The organism is Stenotrophomonas sp. C9D9, from assembly GCF_056491205.1.
This window is the reverse complement of the sequence record NZ_JBSZIF010000006.1, coordinates 930,260-957,018: the sequence shown is the minus strand read 5'-3', so window position 1 is coordinate 957,018 and position 26,759 is coordinate 930,260. Positions and strand designations below refer to the sequence as shown.

Genomic DNA, 26,759 nt, shown 5'->3' with positions numbered 1-26,759 from the left:
TACACCTGACCAACGGGGTACAGGGACGGTTGTAGTGGCCATGGAGCCGGCAGAACGCGCGTTCGCGCGTGTCGCCAGGCGCATGAGTTCGTCCCAGGTTACCCACCGAACTGCGGCCCCGTGCGGGCCGACCGGGGAAATCACCATGTGGCAGTCGACGACGTCGCGCATTCGCGCGGGCGGTGGATGCGTTCATCCTGAAAAAAACCTGCAGCACCTGCACCCTCGCCGCTGGATGGCGATCGTCGTGCTGATGCTGCTGGCGATGGCACTGCCATCGCTGGCGTCGGCGGCGGCCTATGCGACCGGCGGCAGCAGCCCCTACCGCAATACGGTGCTGTGGCTGACCTGGGGCGGCGGCGCGAATGGCGTCGACAACATCGTGCTCAACGACGGTGCCACCTCGTCCATCGACATGCCGATCGCTGCCGGGGTGAACCTGCGCGTGGACTGCCGGTTGAATACCGCCGAGACCAACGTGCTGCGCAGCTATCGCCCGGGCAACTGGCGTGGCGACAGCCTCGACGACCTGTACAACATCGGTGGCACCGGCACCGCCAACCAGCTGATCGCGGGCATCGCGCGCACGGCCGGCACGTCCAGCTTCAGCATCACCTGCACCTCGACCATGGGCGGTGCGCCGTACCGCCTGCGTGGCGTGGTGATGGCCGACGCCGAGTCGATCAACAACAGCGGCGAGTTCGTCGAAGCCAGCGCGCAGGGCACGTGGAACGTGGTGGAGGTCCGCAAGAACCTGGCCAACAGCACTCCCTACCTGGTGAACAAGTCGACCAGCGGCGGCAACCAGGTCATCCGCTTCGGTCCGGGCAACGACGACAACACGGCCGCGGTTACCTTCCTCAGTTTTGACAACGCCGCGCATGCGCCAGGCAACCTGGCAGTGAACATGGGCTTTTCGATGCGCGGCGGCGGCACCACCGCCATCGCCATCGGCCTGCTGGTGCCGTATGCCGACTTCGGCGATGCACCGCAGAGCTACGGCGACGCCATGCACGTGGTGGACGATCTGCAGTTCCGCTCCGACGGTATTCCGCAGGGCAGCAGCAACTTCAACATCAACACCGCCGCCTATACGCCGGGTGGCCTGGCGCCGCCGCTGACCGATTTCCTCGGCAGCCTGGGCCCGGATACCGAGCAGAAAAGCAGCTACAGCGCTGATGCACTGGGCGATGACAACTTCCCGCAGGTGGGAAGCCGCGAAGAAGATGCGTGGCCGACCAGCTACCGGTTGACGGTGATGCAGGCCGGTACCCAGATCAACCAGCCGGTGGCCTGCGTGGGCAATGGCAGCGTGGCGGGCTGGATCGACTTCAACCGCAATGGCACGTTCGACGCCAGCGAACGCAGCACGACCGCTGCCTGCAGTGGTGGCCAGGCCAACCTGGCTTGGACCGTGCCCACTTCGGTCAGCGCAGGTACCAGCTATGTGCGGCTGCGCTACGCCACCAACGCGACGCAGATCCAGAGCCCGACCGGCGTGGCCGACGACGGCGAAGTGGAAGATCACCGCATCACCATCACCGCACCCGCACTGAAGGTGGTGAAGACCAACAACGCCACCGGGGGTGTCTGGAACTACGGTCAGGCCGGCACCGAGTACACGCTGACGGTGAGCAACACCAGCGATGTGCCGACCGGCAATCCACCGAATGTGCCCGCCGGCCCGATCATCGTGCGCGACCAGCTGCCGGCGGGTATCGTGCCGAACTGGACGGGCGCGCATGTGAGCGGCAACTGGAGCTGCACGGCAAGCGGCCAGGACATCACCTGCACCAGCAACCAGGTGCTGGCCGCGGCGGGCAGTGCCGGTTCGAGCTCGGTGTTCACGCTGCCGGTCACCGTGACCGCCTCGGCGTCGGGCGTGCTGACCAACCACGCCAGCGTGGGCGGTGGCCACGATCCGTTCAACAACGGCACGCCGCCGACGCCGGGCAGCAGCTGCACCGACGCCGACCACTGCACGCGCAGTGACGTGACCGTGCCGGTGACGCGCGTCAGCTATGCCAAGCGTTCCAATACGGCTGGCCCGGTCGCGGTGGGTGCCACGGTGAGCTACACCGTCGACGTCACCGTGGCCGATGGCAATACCCGCGCTGTGCTGACCCTGACCGATACGCTGGGTACCGGCCTGGATTTCGCCAGTGTCAGCAACGCCGGTTCGTTCACCTGCAACGCCGCCAATCCGCTGGTGTGCACGCTGCCGGCCGGCACCGTGCCGGGCACCTACAGCCTGAGCTATGCGGCTACCGTCAACGCCCAGGCCAGCGGCCAGGTGGTCAACACCGTGGTTGGCACCGGCACCGATACGCCGACCTGCAGCAGCACCTGCACCACCACCACGCCGGTGGCGGCGCCGAAGATCTCGGTATCCAAGGCAAGCAGTACGACCGGTCCGGTCGCGGTGGGCGACAGCGTCGCCTATACCGTTACCGTGGTGGTGGCCGATGCGCGTACCCGGGCGGTGACCACGCTGACCGATACGCTGGGCACCGGCCTGGATTTCGGCAGCGTGACCAACGCGGGTGGGTTCACCTGCACGCCGGGCAATCCGCTGGTGTGTACGCTGCCGGCGGGCACCGTGCCGGGCAGCTATGCGTTCTCCTATACCGGCATCGTCAATGCGCAGGCCAGCGGCCAGGTGCGCAATGCGGTGGTGCCGAGTGGCACCGACAACCCGTCCTGCGTGGGCAGCTGCGATACCACGACGCCGATGGCGGCGCCGCAGGTGGTGTATGCCAAGCAGGCATCCACCGGCGGCCCGGTGCGGGTCGGCGACCGCATCGATTACACACTGAGCGTAACCGTGAGCCGTGCGCGTACCACCGGCGTGGTCACCCTCACCGATACCCTGGGCAACGGCCTCGACTTTGCGGGCGTGAGCAGTGCGGGAGCCTTCACCTGCAATGCCGCCAATCCGCTGGTCTGCACGCTGCCAGCGGGCACCGTGCCGGGTACCTACAGCCTCACCTACGGCGCCACCGTCAACGCACAGGCCAGTGGCAGCGTGCGCAATGCGGTGCTCGGCAGCGGCACCGACACCCCGTCGTGCAGCGTGAACTGCGATACCACCACGCCGGTCGCAACGCCGGGGGTGAGCTATGCCAAATCGGTGAGCAGCACCGGTCCGGTTTCCGTGGGCGATCGACTGACCTATACCCTGACCACGGTGGTGGCCAATTCGCGCACCACCGCCGTGGTGACGTTGACCGACACCCTGGGTACCGGGCTGGACTTCGGCGCGGTGACCAGCGCTGGTGCCTACAGCTGCAATGCCGCCAACCCGCTGGTATGCACCTTGCCTGCCGGCACCGTGCCGGGCAGCTACAGCCTGTCCTACACCGCCGTGGTGAACGCGCAGGCCAGTGGCCAGGTCACCAACGCGGTGCTGGGCAGCGGTGGTGACAATCCGTCGTGCGCGGCCAACTGCGATACCACCACGCCGGTAGCCGGCAGTGAGATCGACTACCGGAAAACCTCGGCCGCGGCCGGTGCGGTGAAAGTGGGTGACAGCATCGCCTACACGCTGACTGCCGTGGTCAGCCGGTCGCGCAGCACTGCGGTGCTCACGCTGACCGATACCATGGGCCCGGGCCTGGACTTCGGCGCGGTGACTGCCAGCCAGGGTTTCAGCTGCAATGCGGCCAACCCGCTGGTGTGTACTTTGCCGGCCGGTACCGCGCCGGGCACCTATACGGTGGATTACACCGCGAAGGTGAACGCACAGGCCAAGGGCAGTGTCAGCAACGCGGTGCTGGGCAGTGGCACCGGCACCAATACCTGTACCAGCAACTGCGGTACCACCACGCCGGTGCTGTCGGCGGTGGTGACCTACCACAAGCAGTCCAGCACGGCGGCGCCGATCGATATCGGCGATGCAGTGGACTACACCGTCGAGGTGACGGTCGCCAATTCGCAGACGCTGGATGTGGTGACCCTGACCGACACCCTGGGCCGCGGCCTGGACCTGCAGTCGATCACCCAGCCCGGTCCGTTCACCTGCAACAGCAGCAATCCGCTGGTGTGCACGCTGCCGGCCGGTACCGTGCCGGGCACCTATACGCTGGGCTATCGCGCGCGGGTCAATGCACAGGCCACTGGCAGCGTGCGCAATGCGGTGCTCGGCAGTGGCGGTGATACGCCCACCTGCAGCGGCGACTGCAGCACCGAACATGCGTTGGCCGACCCGCGCGTGGTGCTGGAGAAGCAGTCCGGCCCGGCCAGCGGCACCGACGTGCGCCCGGGCGACCGCCTGCGCTACACCCTGGTTGCGACCGTTGAACGCGCCGCCCTGCGGCAGCCGCTGCAGCTGGTGGATACACCGGATGCAGGGTTGAGCATCGAAAGCCTGCCTGCCGGGTGCATGCAGCAGGGCACTGACATCGTATGCACGGTGCCGGCAGGTACCGCAGTTGGCCGCCACGAGTATGTCTACCAGGCGATCGTCAACCAGGAGGCGCGTACCCAGGTGCTGAACCGCCTGCGCGGTCAGTACCCGGACGGTTCGCCGCCACCGGAGTGCACGACCTGCGAAACGCACCACAAGGTGATCTCTGATTTCTCGCTGCGCATCACCAAGACCGCCAGCCCGCGCCGGGTGAAGGTGGGCGACCTGGTGCGCTACCAGCTGGTGGTGGAGAACGTGGGGGGCAGTCACTGGCGCGATGGCGTGGTGGTCGATACGCCGCCGCCGGGCTTCAGTTACGTGGATGGCTCGATGCGCGTGGCCGACGATGACGGTGCGTTCGCGCTGGCCAGCAGCCAGTCGCCGCTGCGCATCGGTGCGGTGGATATCGCGGTTGGCCGCAGTGCCACCATCACCTACCTGCTGCGGGTTGGCGCCGGCGTGCGCGCCGGCAACCATGTGAACCAGGCGGTGGCGACGGCCGATGACGGCAGCCCGTTGTCGAACGTGGCGACTGCCGAAGTGGCGATGGATGCCGACCCGCTGCTGGAAGACAGCCTGGTGTTCGGCACCGTGTTCGATGACCGCGATGGTGACGGTTGGCAGGACAGCGCCGAGCTGACCGGTGTACGCGCGCAGGGCGGTTTCGCGGCCTCCGTATATGTGGCGGGCTCGACCACGCTGGATCGGGGCGATGGCCCGCAACCGCTGGCCGATGCCAGTGCGCCCCTGCTGCACGGCGTGCAGATCGGCGTGGTGCATGGACGTGCGTCGACCTCCGATACCACCGAAGCGCACCAGGTGGTGTTGCGCCAGCGCCTGCGCGAGCTGGCCTTCAGCGATGACTTCGTGCTGGAAAGCGCGCAGGGGCATCGCCTGCGGATGGATGCGCAGGGCGCCACGCGGGTGCAGCGCAGTGGCGATGCCGGCAAGGGCCTGACCGCCGCCGCGCCGACCGTGCGCCGTGAGGTCGCACGCGTGGCCGACGGCTACGAGGTGGCCTATGTGATCGGCAACGAGGGCATCCAGGAGCAGGGCATTCCCGGGGTACGCCTGGCCACGGTGGAAGGCCTGCTGGTGGAGACCGATCCGTTCGGCCGCTACCACCTGGCCGACGTGCACGGCGGCGATGCGCGGCTGGGCCGCAACTTCATCATCAAGCTGGACCCGGCCACGATACCGGCCGGTGCCGAGCTGACCACCGAGAATCCGCTGTTGCGGCGGGTGACCCAGGGTGTGCCGACGCGCTTCAGCTTCGGCGTGCGCCTGCCGCCATCGCCACAGGCAGCGGCCGAACGCATGGAACTGGCATTGGGCGAGGTGCTGTTTGCCCCGGGCAGCAGCGAGCTGCGCGCCAGTTATCGCCCGGTGCTGGTGAAGATGGCCGAAGTGGTGGACCGCTACCAGGGCGGTGACGTGGTGATTGCCGCCAATGGCGAAAGCCAGGTGCTGGCCTTTGCCCGCGCCGCAGTGGTGCGCGATGCCCTGCAGGCCGAGGTGACCGAGCGTGCACGCGCTGGCCTGACCGTGCAGCTGCGCACCGATGTGCAGGACCCGCATTCCCTGCTGGCGGGTGTTGATGCCGGTGGCGCGCTGCTGGGCAACGTGTTGTTCGACACCGACAAGGCGATCGTGCGTGAGGAATTCAAGCCGCTGCTGGCGGCGATCGCTGCGCGCCTGGAGAAGATGGGTGGTGGCCAGGTCAGCCTGGTCGGGCACACCGATGTGCGCGGCAGCCATGCCTACAACCAGGCGCTGGGCCTGCGTCGTGCCGATGCCGTGTTCGAGGCATTGCGCAGCCAGCTCAGCCCCGCCGTGCAGCAGCGCCTGCGCGTCCGCAACGAGGAGAGCGCCGCCACCCGTGCGGCGGCCCGCCAACAGGAGGCCCGCCGATGAGCGCGCATCACACCGCTGCCCGCCGTGCGGCCTGCCTGCCGCGTGCGGCCCTGTACCAGGCAATGCTGCTCGGGCTTGCCGGCGCCGTCCAGGCCGCGCCGCCTGCCGCCGAGCCGGCACCGATCCGCTGCGATGGCAGCCAGTGCAACGCTGAAGGCGAACTGCTGTTCCGCCTGCGTTCGCGCAGCTACGACGAGCCGGTGACCGAAGGCACCTCGACGCGGTCGTCGTCGCAGGTGCTGCAGCCGGACCGCCGGGTCAGCCTGGCGATCGATGAACCCGGCAAAGCGACGGTCCGCGGCGAGTTCATGATCCGCCTGCCGGAAGGGGGCGCGATCTGGGCCACTGAAGACCCGGCGATGGGCGAGCCCGAGCTGTCGGTGTCGGCGCCGGGCATGGTTGCCTTTGACGAAGGCCGGATCGTGCGGCCGGTCGAGTTCTACGTGCGTGGCAATTACACCGCCTTCATCAAGCGCCTGGAAGTGAGCCTCTACCGTGGCAGCGATACCGACCGGGTCGCGCCACTGGCGCAGTTCGAGTTGCCGGTGGCTGCGGTCGCGCAGGGCAGCTGGGATGGCACGCTGCCGGCATCGACGCCACTGCGTCGCGGCGACCGCCTGGTCTACGTGCTGCGTGCCTTCGATGCGGAGGGCAATGTCGATGAAACCACCGAGCAGTCGATGCAGCTGGTGACCCCGGCGGAGTTCGAGCGCGGCAACCAGCAGTTGCGTGACGCGCTGGAGGACCGCCGCGGGACCGCGGTGGATGCCAACCAGGCAGCGTCGTTGTCGCTGCTGCAGCAGGTGTTCGACAGCAATGGCCTGCGCCAGCAGAACATCCCGGTGTACGGTTCACGCGTGCGCCTGCGCGGACGTGACCTGCCGCTGGGCGCGGCGCTGAAGATCAACGGCGACAGCTATCCGCTGGACCAGGACCGCAAGTTCGCCGCCGAGTACCTGATGCCGATCGGCCGCCACGCCTTCGATGTGCGCGTTGAACGACCGGATGCACCGGCCATCGCGCGCACGCTGGAGGTGGATGTCAGTGGCCAGTACCTGTTCGGTGTCGGCCTGGCCGATATCACCGTGTACCAGAACAAGGCCAGTGGGGCAGGGCAGGACCTGGCCAGGGGGGGGCGCAACGATGACGTGCTCAGTGACGGCCGCCTGGCTTTCTACCTGAAGGCCAAGACCCTTGGCCGCTACCTGCTGACCGCGCAGGCCGACACCCAGAACCGTCCGCTGGACGACCTGTTTACTGGTTTCACCACCGCCGATCCGCGCGATCTGTTCCGCAGCCTCGACCCGGACCTGTATTACCCGACCTATGGCGATGATTCGCTGACCCAGCGTGATGTCGACAGCATGGGGCGCTTCTACCTGCGCATGGATTGGGACAAGAACCAGGCGCTGTGGGGCAACTACAACACCGGCCTGAGCGGCACCGAGTACGCGCAGTACGTGCGTTCGCTGTACGGGGCGGCATTGTCGTGGCGATCCCGTGGTGCCAATGCCTGGGGCGATGCGCGCAGCGAGCTGCGCCTGTTCGGTTCGCAGGCCGAAACCGCGCCCGGCCATAGCGAGTTCATCGGTACCGGCGGCAGCCTGTACTACCTGCGCCATGCCAGCATCCTCAGTGGCTCGGACCAGGTGGTGCTGGAGATCCGTGACCGTACCACCGGCCGCGTCGAGCAGCGCGTGCCGATGGTGCGCGGCGCCGACTACGAGATCGACGCATTGCAGGGCCGCATCCTGCTGACCCGGCCGCTGGCCCAGCTCAGTCGCGAGAACCTGCGCCGGATCAGTCGCGACGTGCCACTGGACGGTTACGAGCAGCGCCTGATCGTCGACTACGAATGGGTGCCAACCGGGTTCGACAGCGACGACATCACTGCAGGCGTACGTGGCAAGCACTGGTTCGGTGATCACGTGGCAGTGGGTGCGACCTATGTGGACGAGCAGCGCGCCGGCCAGGACTACTCGCTGAAGGGGGCGGACCTGACCCTGCAGGCCGGGCGAGGCACCTACCTGAAGGTCGAGCACAGCCGCAGCGAGGCCACCAGTGCGCCCGTGTTCTTCTCCGACAACGGCGGCCTCAGCTTCAGTCGCCTCAATCCTGAAGGCCCGCGCGAAGGCGAGGCGACCGCCGTCGAGGCCCGCGTCAATCTGCGCGAGCTGGGCTGGACCCGGCGTGACTGGAGTGCCGGTGCCTGGTGGCGCCAGGTTGATGGCGGCTATTCGGTCGGGCGTTTCGACACCGGCCAACGCGTGCGCGAGCAGGGTGCCGAACTGCTCGGCTATATGACCGACGATTTCAGTGTGTATGCCCGCTACAGCGAGGCACGGCGGGGCGCGGAGTCGCTGATCCAGGCGCAGGCCACCGCCGAATGGCGGATCGGCGAGAACGATCGCCTGTCAGCCGAACTGCGTCGGGTGCAGGAGGACCGGGGCAGCGGTAGCAACGTCGCAGGTGTACTGGCTGCTGCACGCTATACCCATCGCATCGGAACCTCGCTGGATGTGTACGGTGGAGGCCAGCTGACGGTGGATGACGACCATGGCCGCTATGCCGACAATGACGCGGTGGTGGCGGGTGGCACCTGGACCTTCGCCAATCTGTCCACGATCGGCGCCGAAGTCAGTGACGGCGATCGCGGCAGTGCCGCACAGGTCAATGCCGAGTACCGGCTGACCCCACAGCACAGCTTCTATGGTGCGTTCACCCAGTCCACCGACCGCAGCGAGTACGACCCTCTGTTCAGCCCCAATGCGCAGGATGGGTGGACGCTGGGCCAGCGCTGGCGCCTGTCCGACCAGGTCAACGTGTTCAATGAAAGCCAGTTCCTCAAATCCGGGCAGGACTCCGGGCTGGCGCACACCTTCGGCATGGACTTCTATCCGGCGGTGGGCTGGAATGCCGGCTTCACGCTGAGCAACGGCAAGCTCGACGCCAGCAGTGGCCAGGTCGACCGCAAGGCGGTGAGCCTGTCCGGTGGTCGCACCTCGCCGGGCACTGAGTGGCAGAGCAAGCTGGAGTGGCGTCGCGATACCGGCGCGGAGCGGCGCACGCAGTGGGTGAGTACCAATCGCCTGAGTCATCGGCTCAACGACAGCTGGCGTATTGCCGCGCGCTTCAACTATGCCGACACCGATGATGCGATCAATCCGGTGGCCGGCGCGCGTTTCATCGAGGGCAACCTGGGCTTCGCCTACCGTCCGTGGGACAACGATCGCTGGGCGTTGTTCGGCCGCTACAGCTATCTGTATGACCTGTCGAGCATGGGCCAGGTCAACGGCGTGGACTATGACCAGCGCACCCAGGTGCTTTCGCTGGAAGGCGTCTACCGCATCGACCTGCGCTGGGAAGTGGCCGGCAAGCTGGCACGCCGCGAAGGCGAGGTGCGCTACGGGCGCGGCAGCGGACCGTGGTTCGATTCAGCCACGAACTTCGCTGCGGGGCAGCTGCGCTACGACCTGTCCTACCAGTGGCATGGCCTGCTGGAGTACCGCCTGCTGGATGTGCGTGACGGCGGCGCCCGGCAGGGGTGGCTGGCCGGTGTCGACCGCGATATCGGGCGCAATTTCCGCGTCGGCGTGGGCTACAACTTCACCGACTTCAGCGATGACCTGACGAAATTCGACTACACCCACCGCGGCTGGTACCTGAACCTGGTGGGGCGGTATTGAGGAAAGCAGCCGAGCGCAGGCTCGGCTCTACAGGAACCGCACCGCCGGGCGATGCCCGGCGAGCCGTCAGTCCTGCTTCAACAGCTCGACCAGCTGGCGCAGGCGATAGGGCTTGGGCAGGAACTCCACCTGCTCCGGCAGCGGCGGCAGCTGCGAGCGCGCATAGCCGGAAGACAGGATCATGCGTGCCTGCGGCTGCTCTCGGGCGACGTGCTCGCTCAGTTCGATGCCGGACATGCCGTTGGGCATGCTGATATCGCTGAACACCACGTCGAAGCGCGCTTCGCCCTTGAGCAGCTCCGCCGCCTCGTGGCCATCGGCGGTGGTGGCCACCTCGATGCCGAAATCGCGCAGGGCCAGGCCGATCATCTCGCGCAGATCGTTCTGGTCCTCCACCATCAGTACGCGGATCGGTTCATCGGTCATGGGCTGGGTCCTCCGTTGCGGGTAGCAGCAGGCTGACCGTGGTGCCGACACCGGGCGTGGTGGACACATCGACGAAGCCGCCGCTCTGGGTAGTGAATCCGAACACCTGGCTCAGGCCCAGGCCGCTGCCCTTGCCGATGTCCTTGGTGGTGAAGAAGGGTTCGCTGGCGCGCTCGGCGATGTCAGCGGCCATGCCATGGCCTTCGTCACAGACGCTGAGGGTGACATAGCCGCGTTGCAGCGTAGTGTCCGCATCCGGGTCGAGCCGATGTTCCAGCGCGGTTCCGATCAGGATGCGCCCGCCATCGATGGTGGCCTCCACGGCATTTGCCACCAGATTGGCCAGGGCAGCCTGCAGCTGCATCGCGTCGGTGCACACCTGCGGCAGGCCCGGCGTGAGGCAGGCGTCCAGCGTCACCGTGGGCGGGCAGGCGCGCTGCAGGCCCGGCAGCCATTGCCGTACCAGCGTGTTGATGTCCAGCGGTTCGCGGATCAAGGTCTGGCCCGTGCTGAAGGCCAGCAGCTGGCGAGTCAGCAGGGCGCCGCGGTCGGTGGCCGCCTGCGCAGCGTCCAGCAGCTCGGCGGCGCGGGCATCGTCACCGCTGACGCGCAGCGACAGCAGGTCCAGTGCGTTGCCGATGGTGGTCAGCAGGTTGTTGAACTCGTGCGACAGGCCGCGGCTGAGCCGGCCAACCGTCTCGAACTGCTGGGTGTTGCGCAGCGCGCGCTGGGCATCCCGCAGCAGTCGCTGTGCCTGCCATTGCTCGGTGATGTCGCGGGTGATCTTGACGAAGCCAAGCAGTTCGCCGGCTTCGACGACCGGCTCGATGACCACGCTGGCACGGAACGACGAGCCATCACGGCGTACCCGCCAGCCTTCACTGGCAACATGGCCCTGCTGCGCCGCGAGGCGGAGCAGGCGCTGCGGTTCGCCGGCCTCGCGGTCGGTGGCCAGGTAGAAACGACCGAAGTGCGTACCCACCACTTCATCGGCTGAATAGCCCTTGATGCGCTCCGCGCCCGGGTTCCAGCTGCAGACGATGCCTTCGGGATCGAGCAGGTACAGCGCATGGTCGCGCACGCTGTCGATCAACAGTCGCAGTTGTCGGGAAGGGTCCGTCAGCACGGACGTCGTAGAAGCGGCAGCGTCCACGTGGAAATAAGTGTTACCCCTGAGAGGGACGTGAAGCTAGGCAGTGCAGTGTGAAGGATGCGTGCACGGCAGGCACGTGCCATTGGTCCTGTGCGGCTGAATGCGACAGGGAGTACCATCACCCACCCTTTGTCTTCTGGAACCGACCTGCATGCGTCCTGGTGCGACTACGCGTGACCGCTGGATCTGGATGACCTCTGCCGTGCTGCTGGCGGCGACCATCGCGCTGGAACTGGTGGTGCCGCTGGGATACGCGGTCTGGCTGGCCTATTTCCTGGCCGTGGGCGTCACGGTGTTCCAGCGCAGTGCGCGCGCGCCGTTCGTGGTCGCGATGATCGCCTGCGCCCTGCTGGTGATCGGCTTCAACGTGGCGCCAGCCAGCAACAACTCGTCGTTCTCGTTCGTCAACCGCACCATTGGTGGCTGCGCCTTCCTGATGATCGCGCTGATCGTCTCGCGCGCGATCCAGGCCCGGCGCCAGGCGATGCGCGCCCTCTGGTTGCAGGAAGCCGAGAACGCGGTGGCGATGAGCCTGCGCGGCGACCTCGGGCCGGAGCAGATCGCAGAAGCGGCGGCAACGCACCTGGCCGGCCAGTTGGATGCCGACGTGGGCGCGGTCTATCGCCTGGAAGGTGGGCGGCTGCAGTTGACCGGTGGCATGGCGCTGCCTTCTGGCACGCCAGCGTCGCTGGCCCTGCAGGAAGGCCTGGCCGGGCAGGTGGCGCGTGACGAGCGGATCCGCCACCTGTATGGCGATGACGCCGCGGTACTCGACCTGCAGACCAGCCTCGGGCGTGTGCCGGTGCGCGAGCGGATCCTGGCGCCGATCAGCAGCGACGGCGCCGTGGTCGGCGTGATCGAACTGGGCCGCGCACGCATCGGCGGGCAGCGCGACCTCGACGACGAACTGCTGGAGCGCTGCGCCGAAACGATCGGCATGGCGCTGCGCGCCTCGCTGCTGCGCGCGCAGCTGGTGGTGCTGCTGGAGGAATCGCAGCGCCAGGGCGAGGAGCTGCAGGCCCAGCAGGAAGAACTGCGCGTGGCCAACGAGGAACTGGAAGAGCAGAGCCGCAGCCTGATGCAGTCGCAGGGACACCTGGAGCAGCAGCAGGCCGAGCTGGAACAGAGCAACGTGCAGCTGGAAGAGCGCACCCACGAGCTGGAAGCGCAGAAGCAGGCACTGCTGGTCGCGCAGAGCCAGCTGGTACGCAACAGCAACGAGCTGGCTGCCACCTCGCGCTACAAGTCCGAGTTCCTGGCCAACATGTCGCACGAGCTGCGCACGCCGCTGAACAGTTCGTTGATCCTGGCCAAGCTGCTGGCCGACAACAAGGACGGCACGCTCACCGCAGAGCAGGTGAAGTACGCACGCGCGATCCTGTCGTCCAACAACGACCTGCTGGCGTTGATCAACGACATCCTGGACCTGTCGCGCATCGAGGCCGGCCATGTCGAGCTGGCCGACGAAGTCGTGGTGGTGGACAGCGTGCTGCAGCGCCTGCGCGAGACGTTCGAGCCGATGGCGCGGCAGAAGGGCCTGGCCCTGCAGATCGAGGCCGATGCGCTGGCGCCAAGCCAGCTGGTGGCCGACAACCAGCGCCTGCAGCAGATCCTGAAGAACCTGCTTGCCAATGCGCTGAAGTTCACCGAACACGGCAAGGTCAGCCTGCAGGTCCGTGCAGGGGGTAATGGCCGTGTCCGCTTCGAAGTCTGCGATACCGGTATCGGCATCGCCCACGAGCAGCTGCAGGTGATCTTCGAGGCCTTCCGCCAGGCCGACGGCAGCACCCGGCGTCGCTACGGTGGCACCGGCCTGGGCCTGTCGATCTCGCGCGATCTGGCCGAACGCATGGGCGGCACCATCCAGGTCGACAGTGAGCCTGGCCGCGGCAGCTGCTTCATCCTGGAGCTGCCGCTGCAGGGGGCGCCTGCGCTTGAAGCGGATGCGGCGCCCGCTGCTGCCGTCGCGGCGCCAGCGGTTGCGCCTGTGCATGTACCCGCGCCCGCTGCGCCGGTGATTGCATCCGGCGCGGTCACGGCGGAGGCCAGCGTGGCCGACGACCGTGGCCGGCGCCAGCGCGCAGGCCGGCTGATCCTGGCCGTGGAAGACGATGCCACCTTCGCCGAAGCGCTGGTGGTGCTGGCCCACGAGCTGGACTTCGACTGCGTGGTGGCCAGCACGGCGGAAGAAGCGCTGGCACTGGCCAGCGAGCTGCGCCCGAACGGCATCCTGCTCGATATCGGCCTGCCCGATGTGTCCGGCCTGAGCGTGCTGGAGCGCCTGAAGCGAAATCCGGACACCCGCCACATCCCGGTCCACGTGGTTTCGGCGATGGAGCGCGGCCAGGTCGCACGCGAGCTGGGTGCGATCGGCTTCGCGATCAAGCCGACCACGCGCGAGCGGTTGGTGACGGCCATCGAGCAGCTGGAACAGACCAGCCAGCGCGACATGCGGCGCCTGTTGATCGTCGAGGACGACAGCGAGCTGCGCCACAACCTGGAACTGCTGCTGGGCCGCGATCAGCTGCAGATCGTTGCAGTGGGTACCCTGGCCGGCGCGCTGGAACAGCTCAGCACGGTTACCTTCGACTGCATGGTGATGGACCTGTCGCTGCCGGATGGCAGTGGCTACGACCTGCTCGAGCACATGGCCGGCAACGATGACGTCGGCTTCCCGCCGGTGATCGTCTACACCGGCCGCGCGCTCAGCCGCGAGGAAGAGCAGCGCCTGCGTCGCTATTCCAAGAGCATCATCATCAAGGGCGCGCGCTCGCCCGAACGCCTGCTGGACGAGGTGACCCTGTTCCTGCACAGCGTCGAGGCCAGCCTGCCGACCGACCAGCAGCGCCTGCTGCGCGAGGCGCGCCGGCGCGACACCGTGCTCGACGGCCGTACCGTGTTGCTGGCAGAAGACGATGTCCGCAACATCTTCGCGCTGTCCAGCGTGCTCGAACCCCTCGGCGTGACGCTGGAGATCGCGCGCAATGGCCAGGAAGCGGTCGATCGCCTGGCCGAGCGCGAAGTCGATCTGGTGCTGATGGACATCATGATGCCGGAGAAGGACGGCCTGGCCGCGATGCGCGAGATCCGCGCGCAGCGCCACCTGCAGGACCTGCCGATCATCGCGCTGACCGCCAAGGCGATGCCGGACGACCGTGAGCGTTGCCTGCAGGCCGGTGCCAACGATTACATCGCCAAGCCCATCGATGTCGACAAGCTGGTCTCGCTGTGCCGGGTCTGGTGCTCGCGGCAATGAACGAGCAGGCCCTGTTCGACCTGGAGTTGAAAGTGCTGCTGGAAGCGCTGTACCAGCGCTACCACTACGACTTCCGCAGCTACGCGGTGTCGTCGCTGCGGCGGCGCATCCGCCAGGCGATGCAGCGCTACGAGTGCGAGCGGCTGGCCGACCTGCAGCACCGCCTGCTGCACGAGCCGGACCTGTTCGCGCAGGCGATGCAGTTCTTCACCGTGCAGGTGTCGGAGATGTTCCGTGACCCGGCCTATTTCCGCGAGCTGCGCGAGCAGGTGGTGCCGGTGCTGCGCACCTATCCGTCGGTGAAGCTGTGGGTGGCCGGTTGCAGTACGGGCGAAGAAGTGTGGTCGCTGGCGATCCTGCTGCACGAGGAAGGCCTGCTCGAGCGCAGCATCGTCTATGCCACCGACATCAATCCGGCAGCGCTGGCCACCGCCGAAGCCGGTGCCTATGGCATCGACCGCATGGCCCAGTTCAGCCGCAACTACCTGGCGGCCAGCGGTACCGCTTCGCTCTCCGACTACTACGCCACGGCCTACGATGGCGCGGTGTTCGACCGCCAGCTGCGCCGCAACGTGGTGTTCGCCGACCACAGCCTGGCCACCGACACTGTGTTCTCCGAAGTGCACCTGGTGTCGTGCCGCAATGTGCTGATCTATTTCAACCGCGACCTGCAGGATCGCGCGGTGGGCCTGTTCCGCGAAGCACTGGTGCATCGCGGCTTCCTTGGCCTGGGCAGCAAGGAATCGCTGCAGTTCGGTCGCCACCACGGTGCGTTCGAGGTCTGCTCGCGCGAGCATCGCCTGTACCGGAAGGTCGCCTGATGGCGTCGCTGACACGCCCGGCCGTGCTGGTGATCGGCGCCTCTGCCGGTGGGGTCGCGGCTCTGCAGGCGGTGCTCGGCGCGCTGCCGGCGGCGCTGCCCGCGCCGGTGCTGGCCGTGCTGCACCTGCCACGCGACCGCAGCAGCCGCATCGCCGAAGTGCTGGCGCCGTACTGCGCGCTGCCGGTTCGCGAGGCCGAGGACAAGCAGCCGCTGCAGCCCGGCACGGTGACCTTCGCGCCACCGGACTATCACCTGCTGGTGGAAGACGCCGGTTCGCTGGCGTTGTCGGTCGACGCCCCGGTGCTGTTTTCGCGCCCGGCCATCGATCCGCTGTTCGAGTCGGCAGCGGCGGTGTTCGGTGTGCAGGTGCTGGCCCTGCTGCTGACCGGTGCCAGCAGTGACGGCAGCGAAGGGGTGGCCGCCGTGCGCGCCGCTGGCGGCCGCGCCTGGCTGCAATGTCCCGAGGAGGCCGAGGCATCGATGATGCCGGCCTCCGCCCTGCAGCACGCTGGCGCTGATGCCGTGCTGCCCCTTGAACTGATGTGCCGTCGCCTGAAGGAGTTGTTTGCATGAACCTGCTGCCACCGGACCCTGCGCAGTCGCAGACCCCGGTCAACCTGCTGATCGTCGATGACGTGCCGCAGAACCTGGTAGCCATGCAGGCGCTGCTGCAGCGCGAGGGCGTGAACCTGCTGCTTGCGGGCTCCGGTGCGCAGGCGCTGGAGCTGCTGCTGGAGCACGAGGTGGCGTTGGCATTGCTGGACGTGCACATGCCGGAGATCGACGGCTTCACCCTGGCCGAGCTGATGCGCGGTTCGCACCGCAGCCGCGATGTGCCGATCATCTTCCTGACCGCCTCGCCGGATGACCCGGTGCGTGCCTTCAAGGGCTACGAAACCGGCGCGGTCGATTTCCTGCACAAGCCAGTCGCCCCGCAGGTGATCCTGAGCAAGGTCAACGTCTTCATCGAGCTCTACCAGCAGCGCCAGCTGCTGAAAGCGCGCAACGAGGCGCTGGAACGTTCGCTCAAGCTCAACGAGACGATGGCGGCCGTGCTTACCCATGACCTGCGCACGCCGCTGTCGGCGATCCTGCTGTGTGCCGACAAGCTGGCGCTGGAGCTTCCCGGGGACAATGCCGGTGCGCAGCAGACCCTGAAGTACCTGGAAGCCAGCACCCTGCGCATGGCGCGGATGGTCGAGCAGCTGCTGGACTTTTCGCGGATCCGCAGCGGCGGACTGCGCCTGCAGGCCAGTGCCTGCGATCTTGCGGAGGTGACGCGTGCAGTGGTGGCCGAAGCGGGCAGCGCCCACGGCCACGCGCGGGTCCATCTCGACATGCAGGGCGATACCCGCCTGCAGGGTGATCTGGATCGGCTCGGCCAGGTCGCCGCGAACCTGGTCGGCAATGCGCTCACCCATGGCAGCGAGGCGAGGGTGGAGGTGGACGGCCGCGATCCGCGCAGCGTGCTGCTGCGGGTGAGCAACGCCGGGCGGATCGACGACGCGCTGCTGCCGCGATTGTTCGAGCCGTTCAAGGCCAGTTTCCACCCCAGCAATGGCCTGGGGCTGGGCCTGTACATCGTTGATCAGTTCGTCCGCGCCCACGGCGGCCGCATCGGCGCGCGCAACGAGGCCGGGCAGGTGGTGTTCGAGGCGACGCTGCCACGGCGCTCTGAAAGCCCGGGAACCGCGGCAAGCTGAATTCTTCAGCAAGCGTGGCGTGGATCTGAGACGGGCTCGTCCGCAACTGCTACCGTTGCGGTACATATTGCCAAGGAAGCACCATGCCACTGCGTGCGATCGCCTATGTCAGCCGGGCGCTGCCGGATCTCTCCGCTGGACGGCTGCAGGCGCTGGTGGACGATGCGGCCCGCTTCAACAAGATGGCCGGGGTGACCGGCGTGCTGCTGCACGACGGCAGGCGTTTCCTGCAGTACATTGAAGGGCCGCCGGATGGCATCGACTCGGTCTACGAACGCATCCTGCAGGCCGGCAGCCATATCGACATCATTGAACTGGCGCGCGGCCGCCTGGGACAGCGCCAGTTTCCGTACTGGTCGATGCGCGCGCTGCCGGTGGAGGAGGCGCTGTTGCGCCAGCTGTCATCCAGTGACTGGTCGGGTTTTACCCGTACCCTGCAGGGCGATCGCTCCGCACCGACGCCGGTGGATCTGCTCGACAACGTTGTGCAGCCAGCGCTGCACGCCGGCTGAGCGTCAGCGCCAGGTACCGCCGCCGCAATAGGCGGCATGCAGCGCCTGCAGCACGCCCAATGCGGGCCCTTCCTGCATGCGGTAGTGGATGGCCTGCGCTTCGCGCCGGGTCGCCACGATGTCCAGTTCGCGCAGCACGGCCAGGTGCTGCGACAGCGCGGATGCGCTCAATCCGGTCAGCGCCTGCAGTTCCGGTACCGGGGCTTCGCCTTCGACCAGGCGGCACAGCACGCGCAGGCGGGCAGGATGGGCCAGGCGCTTGAGCAGCGCAGCAGCCTGTGCGGCGTGCTCGGCCATCGCGGCGCTGTCGAGCGGGGTGCCGGGCATGGTTGACCTTTTTGTTTAGAAGCGTCTAATTTAGATAAATCTAAATAAAAGGGCAATCCCATGAATGGCGTGAATGAGGGCAGGGCATGAACCTGCCTTGGACTGCGGTGGCTGGCGGGGCGCTGATCGGCGCCGCCGCGGTGCTGTTGCTCGCCACCCTCGGCCGCGTGGCCGGTATCAGCGGGATCGCCGCAGGCATCCTGCGCGCAGCGAATGGCGAGCGCGGATGGCGCTGGGCCTTCCTGTCCGGCCTGCTTGCAGCGGCCGGGCTGGTGCTGTGGTGGCAATCGCTGCCCGACGCGTCGCCGCGGGTACTGCTGCGCGACGCCTTGCCTGCCTGGCAGTTGATCGGCGCCGGCCTGCTGGTGGGCTTCGGCACCCGCTTGGGCAGTGGCTGTACCAGTGGCCACGGCGTCTGTGGCATGGCGCGCGGCTCGAAGCGCTCGCTGCTGGCGGTGCTGGTGTTCATGGCCTGCGCGATGCTCACCACCTTCCTCATCCGCCACGGCGGAGGCCTGGCATGAGCCGCGCGACAGGGGCCGCGGCAGCGGCAGGTGCGCTGTTCGGCGCGGGGTTGGCGCTTTCGGGGATGACCGATGCGCGCCGTGTAATCGGCTTCCTCGACATCGCGGGTGATTTCGATCCCACCCTGATGTGGGTGCTGGGCTCGGCGATGCTGGTCAGTGCGGTCGGGCAGCGCTGGGCGCTGCGCCGCGCGCAGCCGTGGTTCGCGGTGCGATTCCAGCTGCCCAGTGCGCGTGATGTCGATGCCCGCCTGCTGCTGGGTGCCGCACTGTTCGGTATCGGCTGGGGATGGGCGGGCTACTGCCCGGGACCGGCCATCGCCGGGCTGGCAGTCGCATCGCGTGAAGCACTGTGGTTCGTGCCTGCGATGCTTGCAGGTTTCTGGCTGCACGATCGCGTCGTCCGTTGAGGCTTCACCCCTGTGTCACCCTGCGTGCGGTCAGATCCAGGGTTCACGGGGAAAGGAGCGCAACGACATGGTTCGGATGAAGTGGACGGGCAGGGCAATGCTGGCGGTCGCACTGGCCGCTGCGGTGGCACCGGCGCTGGCCTGCACGCGCGCGGTGTACCTGGGCGACAACGGCGATGTGATCACCGCGCGCTCGATGGACTGGAAGGTCGACGTGGCGACCAACCTCTATGTACTGCCGCGCGGCATCGCGCGCACCGGCCAGGCCGGGCCGAAGTCGCTGGCCTGGACGGCACGCTACGGTTCGGTGGTGGCCACTGGCTACGACGTATCGACCACCGATGGTATGAACGAGAAAGGCCTGGTGGCCAACCTGCTGTGGCTGGTCGAATCGGAGTATCCGCAGCAGCGCGGCAACAAGCCGGGCCTGGCGATCTCGCTGTGGGCGCAGTATGTGCTGGACAATTTCGCGACCGTGGACGAGGCGGTGGCGGCGCTGAAGCGTGAGCCGTACTCGATCGTCACCGACAAGGTGCCGGGCGAGGACCGCCAGGCAACGCTGCACCTGTCGCTGTCCGATGCGACCGGCGACAGTGCCATCGTCGAGTACATCGGCGGGCGCCAGGTGATCCACCATGACCGCCGCTACCAGGTGATGACCAACTCGCCGATCTTCGAGCAGCAGCTGGCACTCAACAGCTACTGGCAGCAGATCGGTGGCACGGTGATGCTGCCGGGTACCAACCGCTCGTCCGACCGATTCGCGCGTGCGTCGTTCTACATCAACGCCATTCCCAAGGCCGAGGATCCGGTGGAAGCGCTGGCCAGCGTGTTCAGCGTGATCCGCAATGCGTCGGTGCCGTACGGCATCACCACGCCGGGCGAGCCGAACATCTCATCGACGCGCTGGCGCACGGTGGCCGACCACAAGCGGCGGTTGTACTTCTTCGAATCGGCGCTGACCCCCAACACCTTCTGGGTCGATCTGAACAAGGTCGATTTCGGCGGCCAGGTGCTCAAGCTCGACCTTGGGAAGGACCAGCGCAATACGTTCGCCGGCGATGCACTGGGCCACTTCGTACCCAGTGCACCGTTCGCCTTCCTCGGCATCGACGGCTAGCGCGCGGCCTGGTCCGGCACGTCCTTCGGATAGACCGCCAGCACGCTGCAGCCCGGGCGGGCGAAGCGCGGCGTGCTGGCGCGCATGTCGCCGGGGATCCCGGACGGCGTCTCCACGATGCGATCGCCCGGGTTGCCACAGATCAGGCCGTTCTGGAACCCGGACTGGAATTCCACCGAGGTGGCCCCGGCCAGGATCGAGCAGCTGCCGGCAAGTTCGACGCGGTAGTACCGGTTGCCGCCATTGCGGCGCGGATTGGTCTCCACCACCACGCCCTGGGGATCCTCGTTCCAGCTGCGCACATGGCGGGTGGCGAAGCAGAATGCAGGCGAGGCCTGGAAGGTATGGCGCGGGCTGCTGTCGCCACGGCTGGTTTTGCCCGTGGCGGTCACGTTCACCCGCGGCAGGGTGGCCGCGTACAGGCGGCTGCTCTGGCGTGCGGTGCTGGCGAATTCCCGGTTGTCGATGGGGGTGACACTGCCGACGCCGCAGCGGCGGCCATCCACCATCACCTGTTCGCTGGGACGGCCGCAGGCCCAGCCTGAAGGTGCCTCCAGCCGCAGTGCGCTGGCTTCGTTGACGCCCGGGCAGGCTGCGTTGAAATCGATGCGGTAGGCCTGGCCCTTGCCGTCACGGACCGCGATGGCGGTCGGCGTCTCCTGCTCGACCTGGCGTACGTCACGTGCGTCCAGGCAGTGCGGTGCGGGTGCGATGCGCTCGGCGGCCGGTGGCGTGGCCGGGGCCTGGGCCTGGGCGGCCAGGGGAAAGACGCTGGCCAGTGCCAGCGGAAGCAATCGGATCATGCTGTTCATCCTGCCATCCCTGCGTCTGGAACCGTCTGGAACATAGCATGGCCGGCGCCGGGGCCGCGTTGCAGGGAAATGTCAGCACGCGCACACTCGTCATATGGGCGCGATCTTCCACCTGCGGCACTACGGCCAGGCCACCGGCCTGGACCGCCACGACTATGCGCAGTGGGTGCTGCCGCTGCAGGGCGAGCTGCAGTTCGAGATGGAGGGGCGCGGTGGGCGCTTGGACCTGCTGCAGGGGGCGTTCGTTGCAGCCGGCGAAGCGCATGACCAGATGGCCGACGGTCCCAATGGTTTCGTGATTGTCGATTGCGCGCCCGGTGTGCTCGATGACGATACCCAGCAGCACCTGTGCCGCCAGCGCTGGCTGCATCTGCCACTGGCGCTGCGGCAGCGCCTGGCGCAGGTGCGTGAGGGTCAACCGTTGCCGCCCCTGCTGCCGCAGCTGCTCCAGGTGTTTGCACCGGCGGGCAGTGGTGCGCGCATGCAGGGCCTGTGCGCGGCGGTGCAGGTCGATCCGGGCCAGGCATGGCCGGTAGCACGCATGGCCGCCTTCGTCGGTGTCAGCGAGAGCCGGTTGCATGCGCTGTTCCAACGCGAGTTCGGGCTGAGTCCTCAGGCCTGGCTCAGTGCCAGCCGGTTGCGTTGGGCCAAGCACCAGCTGCGCACCAGTGCGGCGCCGATCAGCGATATCGCGCTGGCCGCAGGCTATTCCGAGCAGAGTGCACTGACCCGCGCGCTGCGTCGTGAGTGCGGGCAGACGCCGGCCGCCTGGCGCAGGAGCGCCGGACTGTAGCGTCGAGCCACGCTCGACTGCTTCTGCACCGACCACCTCGCGAACGGCAGTCGAGCATGGCTCGACTCTACAAAGGCGGGAGGGCAGTAGCCTCGGTCAAGAGCGCCCCACCGGCGAGCGCTTACACTGCGCGGCCTGTTCTCTCCCCCCGAAGAACCCGAATGCGCAACAACCCGATGGCCCTGGGCATCGCCAATGGCGTTGCCGCTGGCGCGCTGTGGGGCGTGGTCTTTCTCGCGCCCGCCGTGCTGCAGTCGTTCAATGCGTTGCAACTGTCGGCCGGTCGCTACCTGGTCTATGGCCTGATTGCCGTCGCTCTGTTGCTGCCGCGCTGGAAGCGGTTGGCACCGCGGCTGGGCCGTGCCGAATGGTTCGGGCTGCTGTGGCTGAGCCTGGCCGGCAACCTGGTGTATTTCCTGCTGCTGGCCACGGCCGTGCAGTGGGCCGGTGGCGCGGCGGCATCGCTGATCGTCGGCCTGATTCCGGTGGTGGTCACCCTGGTCGGCGTGCGCGAGCAGGGCGCGGTGCCGTTGAAGCAGCTGCTGCCGGCGCTGGGCCTGTGCGTGCTCGGCGTGGCGCTGGTGGGCTGGGAAGCCCTGATGTCCGAGCATCTGGCAACACCGTGGCGGCAGCGCCTGATCGGCCTGCTCTGTGCATTCGGTGCGCTGTTTTCGTGGGCGCTGTACTCGATCGGCAACAGTCGTTGGCTGGCACGCCGACCGGACCTGTCCAGCCACGACTGGTCGTTGCTGACCGGCGTCACCACCGGCGGCCTGGCCCTGCTGCTGGTGCCGATGGCCTTCATCGGCCACAGCGGCACCCACACGGCGGCGCAGTGGGGGGGCTTCTGGGCGATCAGCGCGGGCGTGGCTGTGGTGGCCTCGATCCTCGGCAACGCGTTCTGGAACCGCGCCAGCCGCCTGCTGCCGTTGACCCTGACCGGGCAGATGATCGTGTTCGAAACCCTGTTCGCGCTGCTGTATGCCTTTGCCTGGCAGCGGCGGTGGCCCTCGCTGCTGGAAGCGCTGGCGATCGTGTTCCTGGTGGCCGGCGTGATGCTGTGCGCGCATGCGCATCGCACGCCACGGGCGATCGCCGAACATGCCGGCTGAATGCGGCCGTCAAGCGTACTGATGGCCGCTTGGTCTCAGATGCAACCAAATGCCGGCACGTTGGCCGATGATCGCGGCAACGATTTTTTGCATCGCAGCACTTGACAGCGGCCCGGCGCACGGTGTTTTCTGTGCGTCATGGTCCTTGATGCCGCCCACGCCAGCCTGATCGCCCCCGCCACCGCGGGCCGTTCGACTGCGCCGGTCGCCACCACCACCATTACCACCACCACCGTCACCACTGCCCTGGTGCGGCCCGTCGTCTTCGTGTAACTCCCGAAAACCACGGCCCCGCACCATCCAGGTGGCGGGGAAACTCGACACCTGCATGCGACGGGGCCTCCTACCGAGGTCTGCATGTCTTCCCACGCCCCCGCCCATCCCGTTGCCCCGGCCGATCTGGCTGCGCCGTCCACTGTCGTGCACAAGTTCGGCGGCACCTCGGTGGCCGATGCCGAACGCTATCGCCATGTTGCCGGCCTGCTGCTGGCCCGCCCCGAATCGCTGCAGGTCACTGTTGTCTCCGCGATGAAGGGGGTCACCGATGCGTTGATCGAGCTGGCGCAGCTGGCGGCCAAGGGTGATGAAGGCTGGCGCGAGGCCTGGCATGCGCTGCGCGCGCGCCATCGCGGCGCCGCCGTGGCGCTGCTGGGCGAGCAGGTGGGCGAGACCGTCGAGTGGATCGACGCCCGCTTCGATCAGCTGGCCGAAGTATTGGCGGCGCTGGCGGTGATCGGCGAGCTGCCGCGCGAGGTGCTGGACCGCGTGCAGGGCTTGGGCGAAGTGTTCTCCGCACAGCTGTTAGGCACCCACCTGCGTGCCTTGGGCGAAGACTGCGCTGTGCTCGATGCGCGCGAGGTGCTGGTGGTCGGGCATGGCGAACTGGGCGTCGATGTCGACTGGGAAGCCAGCGCCGACCGCCTCGCCAAGTGGCGGCTGCAGCATCCGCAGCCGCGCCTGGTCGCCACCGGTTTCGTCGCGCGTGATCGCGATGACCGCATCACCACCCTGGGCCGCAACGGCAGCGACTACTCCGGTGCGATCTTCGCCGCGCTGTTCAACGCCGATGAACTGCATATCTGGACCGACGTCGACGGCGTGCTGTCAGCCGACCCGCGGCTGGTGCCCGAAGCCGTGCAGCTCGAATCGCTCAGCTACGACGAGGCCTGCGAACTGGCCTACTTCGGCGCCAAGGTGGTGCACCCGCAGACGATGTCGCCGGCGATCCGGCTCGGCCTGCCGATCTTCATCCGCAATACGTTCCAGCCGGCGCATCCGGGTACGCGCATCAGTGCCGAGCGCTCGCCGCGCGGGCCGGTGAAGGGCCTGACCCTGAGCCCCGGCTTGGCCCTGTTGAACCTGGAAGGCACCGGTCTGATCGGCGTGCCGGGCACTGCAGAGCGCGTATTCGCCGCCCTGCGGCAGGCGCAGGTGTCGGTGGTGATGATCTCGCAGGGTTCGTCGGAACATTCGATCTGCTGCGTGGTACGCGCCGCCGAAGCCGCGCGTGGCCGCGAGGCACTGCTGCATGCGTTCGCGCATGAGCTGTCGGTGGGCCAGGTGCAGCGCGTGCAGGTCAGCGAGGGCGTCAGCGTACTGGCGGCGGTGGGTGACGGCATGGCCGGTCAACCGGGTGTGGCGGCGCGCCTGTTCGAGGCACTGGGCCGTGCGCAGGTGAACATCCTGGCGATCGCGCAGGGTTCGTCCGAACGCAACATCTCGGTGGCGGTGGACAGTGCCGATGCCACCCGCGCGCTGCGCGCTGCCCATGCTGGGTTCTGGCTGTCGCCGCAGACCTTCGCGGTGGGTGTGATCGGGCCGGGCAACGTCGGTGCCGCGCTGCTGGATCAGTTGCTGGCTGCGCGCCCGCAGCTGCTGGCCAAGGCCAATGTCGACCTGCGCCTGCGCGCACTGGCCTCGCGTTCGCGCATGCGCCTGGATGCGGATGGGCTGCACGCCGACTGGCGCGAAGCCCTTCAGCAAGCGGGCGAGTCCAGCGATCTGGATCGCTTCACCGAGCACCTTCTGGCCGCGCACCTGCCGCATGCGGTGGTGATCGACTGCAGTGGCAGTGCCGAGGTGGCCGGGCGCTATGAGGGCTGGCTGGCGGCCGGCATCCACGTGGTGACCCCGAACAAACAGGCTGGTGCCGGGCCGCTGCCGCGCTACCAGCGCATCCGCGCGGCTGCGGCGGCCAGTGGTGCGCGCTTCCGCTACGAGGCCACCGTGGGCGCGGGCCTGCCGGTGATCACCACGCTGCGTGACCTGGTCGACACCGGTGACGAGGTGCTGGCCATCGAAGGCATCTTCTCCGGCACGCTGGCCTGGCTGTTCAACCGCTTCGATGGCAGCCAGCCGTTCTCGCAGCTGGTCGCGCAGGCGCGGTCGATGGGCTACACCGAACCGGACCCGCGCGATGATCTTTCGGGCGTGGACGTGGCGCGCAAGCTGGTGATCCTGGCCCGCGAAGCCGGCCACGCGCTCAGCCTTGAGCAGGTGGACGTGGAAAGCCTGGTGCCTGCGCTGCTGCGCGAGGGTGGCGTGGATGACTTCATGGCGCGGCTGGGTGAGTCCGACGCCAGCCTGCGGCAACGCCTGCAGGACGCGCGGGCGCAGGGGGCGGTGCTGCGCTATGTGGCACGGCTGGGTGCCGATGGCGCCTCGGTCGGCCTGCAGGAACTGCCGGCCGATCATGCCTTCGCCAACCTGCGGCTGACCGACAACGTGGTGCAGTTCCGCACCCGTCGCTACTGCGACAACCCGTTGGTGGTGCAGGGGCCGGGTGCGGGTCCGGAAGTGACGGCAGCGGGTGTGTTCGCGGACCTGCTGCGGGTCGCCGCCGGTGAAGGAGCGCGGCTGTGATCGCACGTGCGTTCGCGCCCGCCTCGGTGGCAAACGTGGCAGTGGGCTTCGATATTCTCGGCCATGCCATTGCCGGTATCGGCGATACCGTGAGCGTGCGCCGCATCGAAGAGCCGGTGGTGCGGATCGATGCGATCCGTGGCAGTGCGGTCGCGCTGCCGCTGGACGCCGCCGGCAACACCGCGGGGGCCGCGCTGATGTCGCTGCGCGAAGGCCTGGGCCTGGATTTCGGTTTCGCGGTCGAGATCGACAAGGGCATTCCGTTCGGTTCCGGCATGGGCGGTTCGGCCGCGTCGAGTGTCGCGGCGCTGGTCGCCGCCAATGCGCTGCTGCAGGCCCCGCTGCCGCGCGAGGCGCTGTACCCGTACGCGCTGGACGGCGAGGCGGTGGCCAGTGGTGGCCGTCACGGTGACAACGTCGGCCCGCTGCTGTTGGGTGGCCTGGCGTTGTGTACGGCCGATCGCCTGTTGCCGATCCCGGTGCCTGCCAGCTGGCACAGCCTGCTGGTGCATCCGCACGCGGTGCTGGAAACGCGCCGTGCCCGCCAGGCCCTGCAAGGCAGCTATGCGCTGGGCGAGTTCGTGGCACAGAGCGCGAACCTCGCGCTGGTGCTCAGTGGCTGCCATCGCAGTGACGCGGCGCTGGTACGCGCGGGCCTGCGCGATGTGCTGGTCGAACCGCGACGGGCCGGATTGATTGCCGGCTTCGAAGCCGCCCGTGATGCGGCGCTGTCGTCCCATGCAATGGGCGCGGGCATCTCAGGTGCCGGACCCAGCGTGTTCGCCTGGTTCGAGGATGCCGACCAGGCGCGTGCCGCTGCGGCGCCGGTGCAGGCAGCGTTCGCTGCGGCCGGCTTCGACAGTGACGTCTGGGTATCGCCGCTGGATGCACCGGGAGCCCGCTTGTGCTGAATCCTTCCCC

At 67.9% G+C, this 26,759-nt stretch carries 19 protein-coding genes; 15 read left to right on the top strand and 4 right to left on the bottom strand.

Features of this window, described 5'->3' with window-relative positions; genetic code table 11:
- Positions 1-235 precede the first annotated feature (235 nt).
- The gene (locus ACXI0D_RS19875) at positions 236-6,319 is read left to right on the top strand and encodes a CshA/CshB family fibrillar adhesin-related protein (protein WP_479643014.1); all 6,084 of its coding nucleotides are present in this window, start codon (positions 236-238) and stop codon (positions 6,317-6,319) included.
- Positions 6,316-10,005 (top strand): TonB-dependent receptor, encoded by a 3,690-nt coding sequence (locus ACXI0D_RS19870; RefSeq protein WP_479643013.1) that lies wholly within the window; start codon positions 6,316-6,318, stop codon positions 10,003-10,005. The genes ACXI0D_RS19875 and ACXI0D_RS19870 overlap by 4 nt, the downstream gene beginning before the upstream one ends.
- Positions 10,006-10,071: 66 nt before the next feature.
- Here the strand turns inward: ACXI0D_RS19870 and ACXI0D_RS19865 are convergent, their stop codons facing one another.
- On the bottom strand, positions 10,072-10,431 hold the full coding sequence (locus tag ACXI0D_RS19865) for a response regulator (RefSeq protein ID WP_014036985.1): 360 nt from the start codon (positions 10,429-10,431) through the stop codon (positions 10,072-10,074).
- On the bottom strand, positions 10,421-11,584 hold the full coding sequence (locus ACXI0D_RS19860; protein WP_424143697.1) for a two-component system sensor histidine kinase NtrB: 1,164 nt from the start codon (positions 11,582-11,584) through the stop codon (positions 10,421-10,423). The genes ACXI0D_RS19865 and ACXI0D_RS19860 overlap by 11 nt, the downstream gene beginning before the upstream one ends.
- Positions 11,585-11,735: 151 nt before the next feature.
- Between ACXI0D_RS19860 and ACXI0D_RS19855 the strand changes: the two genes are divergently transcribed.
- The 5 genes from ACXI0D_RS19855 to ACXI0D_RS19835 all read left to right on the top strand — a co-directional run bounded on the left by ACXI0D_RS19855 (position 11,736) and on the right by ACXI0D_RS19835 (position 17,878).
- Positions 11,736-14,840 (top strand): response regulator, encoded by a 3,105-nt coding sequence (locus tag ACXI0D_RS19855; RefSeq protein WP_479643012.1) that lies wholly within the window; start codon positions 11,736-11,738, stop codon positions 14,838-14,840.
- Positions 14,837-15,661, top strand: coding sequence for a CheR family methyltransferase (locus tag ACXI0D_RS19850; RefSeq protein WP_119006164.1), 825 nt, complete (start codon positions 14,837-14,839; stop codon positions 15,659-15,661). The genes ACXI0D_RS19855 and ACXI0D_RS19850 overlap by 4 nt, the downstream gene beginning before the upstream one ends.
- Positions 15,661-16,236 (top strand): chemotaxis protein CheB, encoded by a 576-nt coding sequence (locus ACXI0D_RS19845; protein WP_119006165.1) that lies wholly within the window; start codon positions 15,661-15,663, stop codon positions 16,234-16,236. Before ACXI0D_RS19850 ends, ACXI0D_RS19845 begins: the two co-directional genes overlap by 1 nt.
- Positions 16,233-17,366 carry a hybrid sensor histidine kinase/response regulator gene (locus tag ACXI0D_RS19840; RefSeq protein ID WP_049445868.1) on the top strand — a complete coding sequence of 378 codons (1,134 nt, stop codon included), beginning with the start codon at positions 16,233-16,235 and terminating at the stop codon, positions 17,364-17,366. The genes ACXI0D_RS19845 and ACXI0D_RS19840 overlap by 4 nt, the downstream gene beginning before the upstream one ends.
- A gap of 83 nt (positions 17,367-17,449) precedes the next feature.
- Positions 17,450-17,878, top strand: coding sequence for a BLUF domain-containing protein (locus ACXI0D_RS19835; RefSeq protein ID WP_049445870.1), 429 nt, complete (start codon positions 17,450-17,452; stop codon positions 17,876-17,878).
- Between the two features lie 3 nt (positions 17,879-17,881).
- Here ACXI0D_RS19835 and ACXI0D_RS19830 read toward each other — a convergent pair whose 3' ends face one another.
- Positions 17,882-18,205: an ArsR/SmtB family transcription factor gene (locus ACXI0D_RS19830; protein ID WP_049445873.1), complete on the bottom strand. Its 324-nt coding sequence runs from the start codon at positions 18,203-18,205 to the stop codon at positions 17,882-17,884.
- 86 nt (positions 18,206-18,291) lie between these two features.
- Here ACXI0D_RS19830 and ACXI0D_RS19825 point away from each other — a divergent pair, with 86 nt between their 5' ends.
- The 3 genes from ACXI0D_RS19825 (at position 18,292) to ACXI0D_RS19815 (ending at position 20,259) form a co-directional block, all read left to right on the top strand.
- Positions 18,292-18,729: a YeeE/YedE family protein gene (locus ACXI0D_RS19825; RefSeq protein ID WP_049445875.1), complete on the top strand. Its 438-nt coding sequence runs from the start codon at positions 18,292-18,294 to the stop codon at positions 18,727-18,729.
- Positions 18,726-19,139, top strand: a complete 414-nt coding sequence (locus ACXI0D_RS19820) for a DUF6691 family protein (protein ID WP_479643011.1) — start codon at positions 18,726-18,728, stop codon at positions 19,137-19,139. Before ACXI0D_RS19825 ends, ACXI0D_RS19820 begins: the two co-directional genes overlap by 4 nt.
- Before the next feature lie 67 nt (positions 19,140-19,206).
- On the top strand, positions 19,207-20,259 hold the full coding sequence (locus ACXI0D_RS19815; protein WP_119006167.1) for a linear amide C-N hydrolase: 1,053 nt from the start codon (positions 19,207-19,209) through the stop codon (positions 20,257-20,259).
- Here ACXI0D_RS19815 and ACXI0D_RS19810 read toward each other — a convergent pair.
- Complete coding sequence (locus ACXI0D_RS19810; RefSeq protein WP_259337329.1) at positions 20,256-21,062, bottom strand: DUF6491 family protein; 807 nt, start codon at positions 21,060-21,062, stop codon at positions 20,256-20,258. The genes ACXI0D_RS19815 and ACXI0D_RS19810 overlap by 4 nt on opposite strands.
- Positions 21,063-21,165: 103 nt before the next feature.
- On the opposite strand from ACXI0D_RS19810, the gene ACXI0D_RS19805 reads away from it, so the two are divergent.
- From ACXI0D_RS19805 to ACXI0D_RS19785, 5 genes are all read left to right on the top strand, one after another.
- Positions 21,166-21,864, top strand: a complete 699-nt coding sequence (locus ACXI0D_RS19805) for a helix-turn-helix transcriptional regulator (protein ID WP_014036997.1) — start codon at positions 21,166-21,168, stop codon at positions 21,862-21,864.
- Between the two features lie 161 nt (positions 21,865-22,025).
- A complete protein-coding gene (locus ACXI0D_RS19800) occupies positions 22,026-22,976 on the top strand; it encodes a DMT family transporter (RefSeq protein ID WP_014036998.1) in 951 nt (316 codons plus the stop codon).
- Positions 22,977-23,114: 138 nt separating this feature from the next.
- Positions 23,115-23,249, top strand: a complete 135-nt coding sequence (locus ACXI0D_RS19795; protein ID WP_005413160.1) for a hypothetical protein — start codon at positions 23,115-23,117, stop codon at positions 23,247-23,249.
- 84 nt (positions 23,250-23,333) lie between these two features.
- Positions 23,334-25,838, top strand: coding sequence for a bifunctional aspartate kinase/homoserine dehydrogenase I (thrA, locus tag ACXI0D_RS19790; protein ID WP_479643010.1), 2,505 nt, complete (start codon positions 23,334-23,336; stop codon positions 25,836-25,838).
- A complete protein-coding gene (locus tag ACXI0D_RS19785) occupies positions 25,835-26,749 on the top strand; it encodes a homoserine kinase (RefSeq protein WP_479643009.1) in 915 nt (304 codons plus the stop codon). Before thrA ends, ACXI0D_RS19785 begins: the two co-directional genes overlap by 4 nt.
- Positions 26,750-26,759 lie beyond the last annotated feature (10 nt).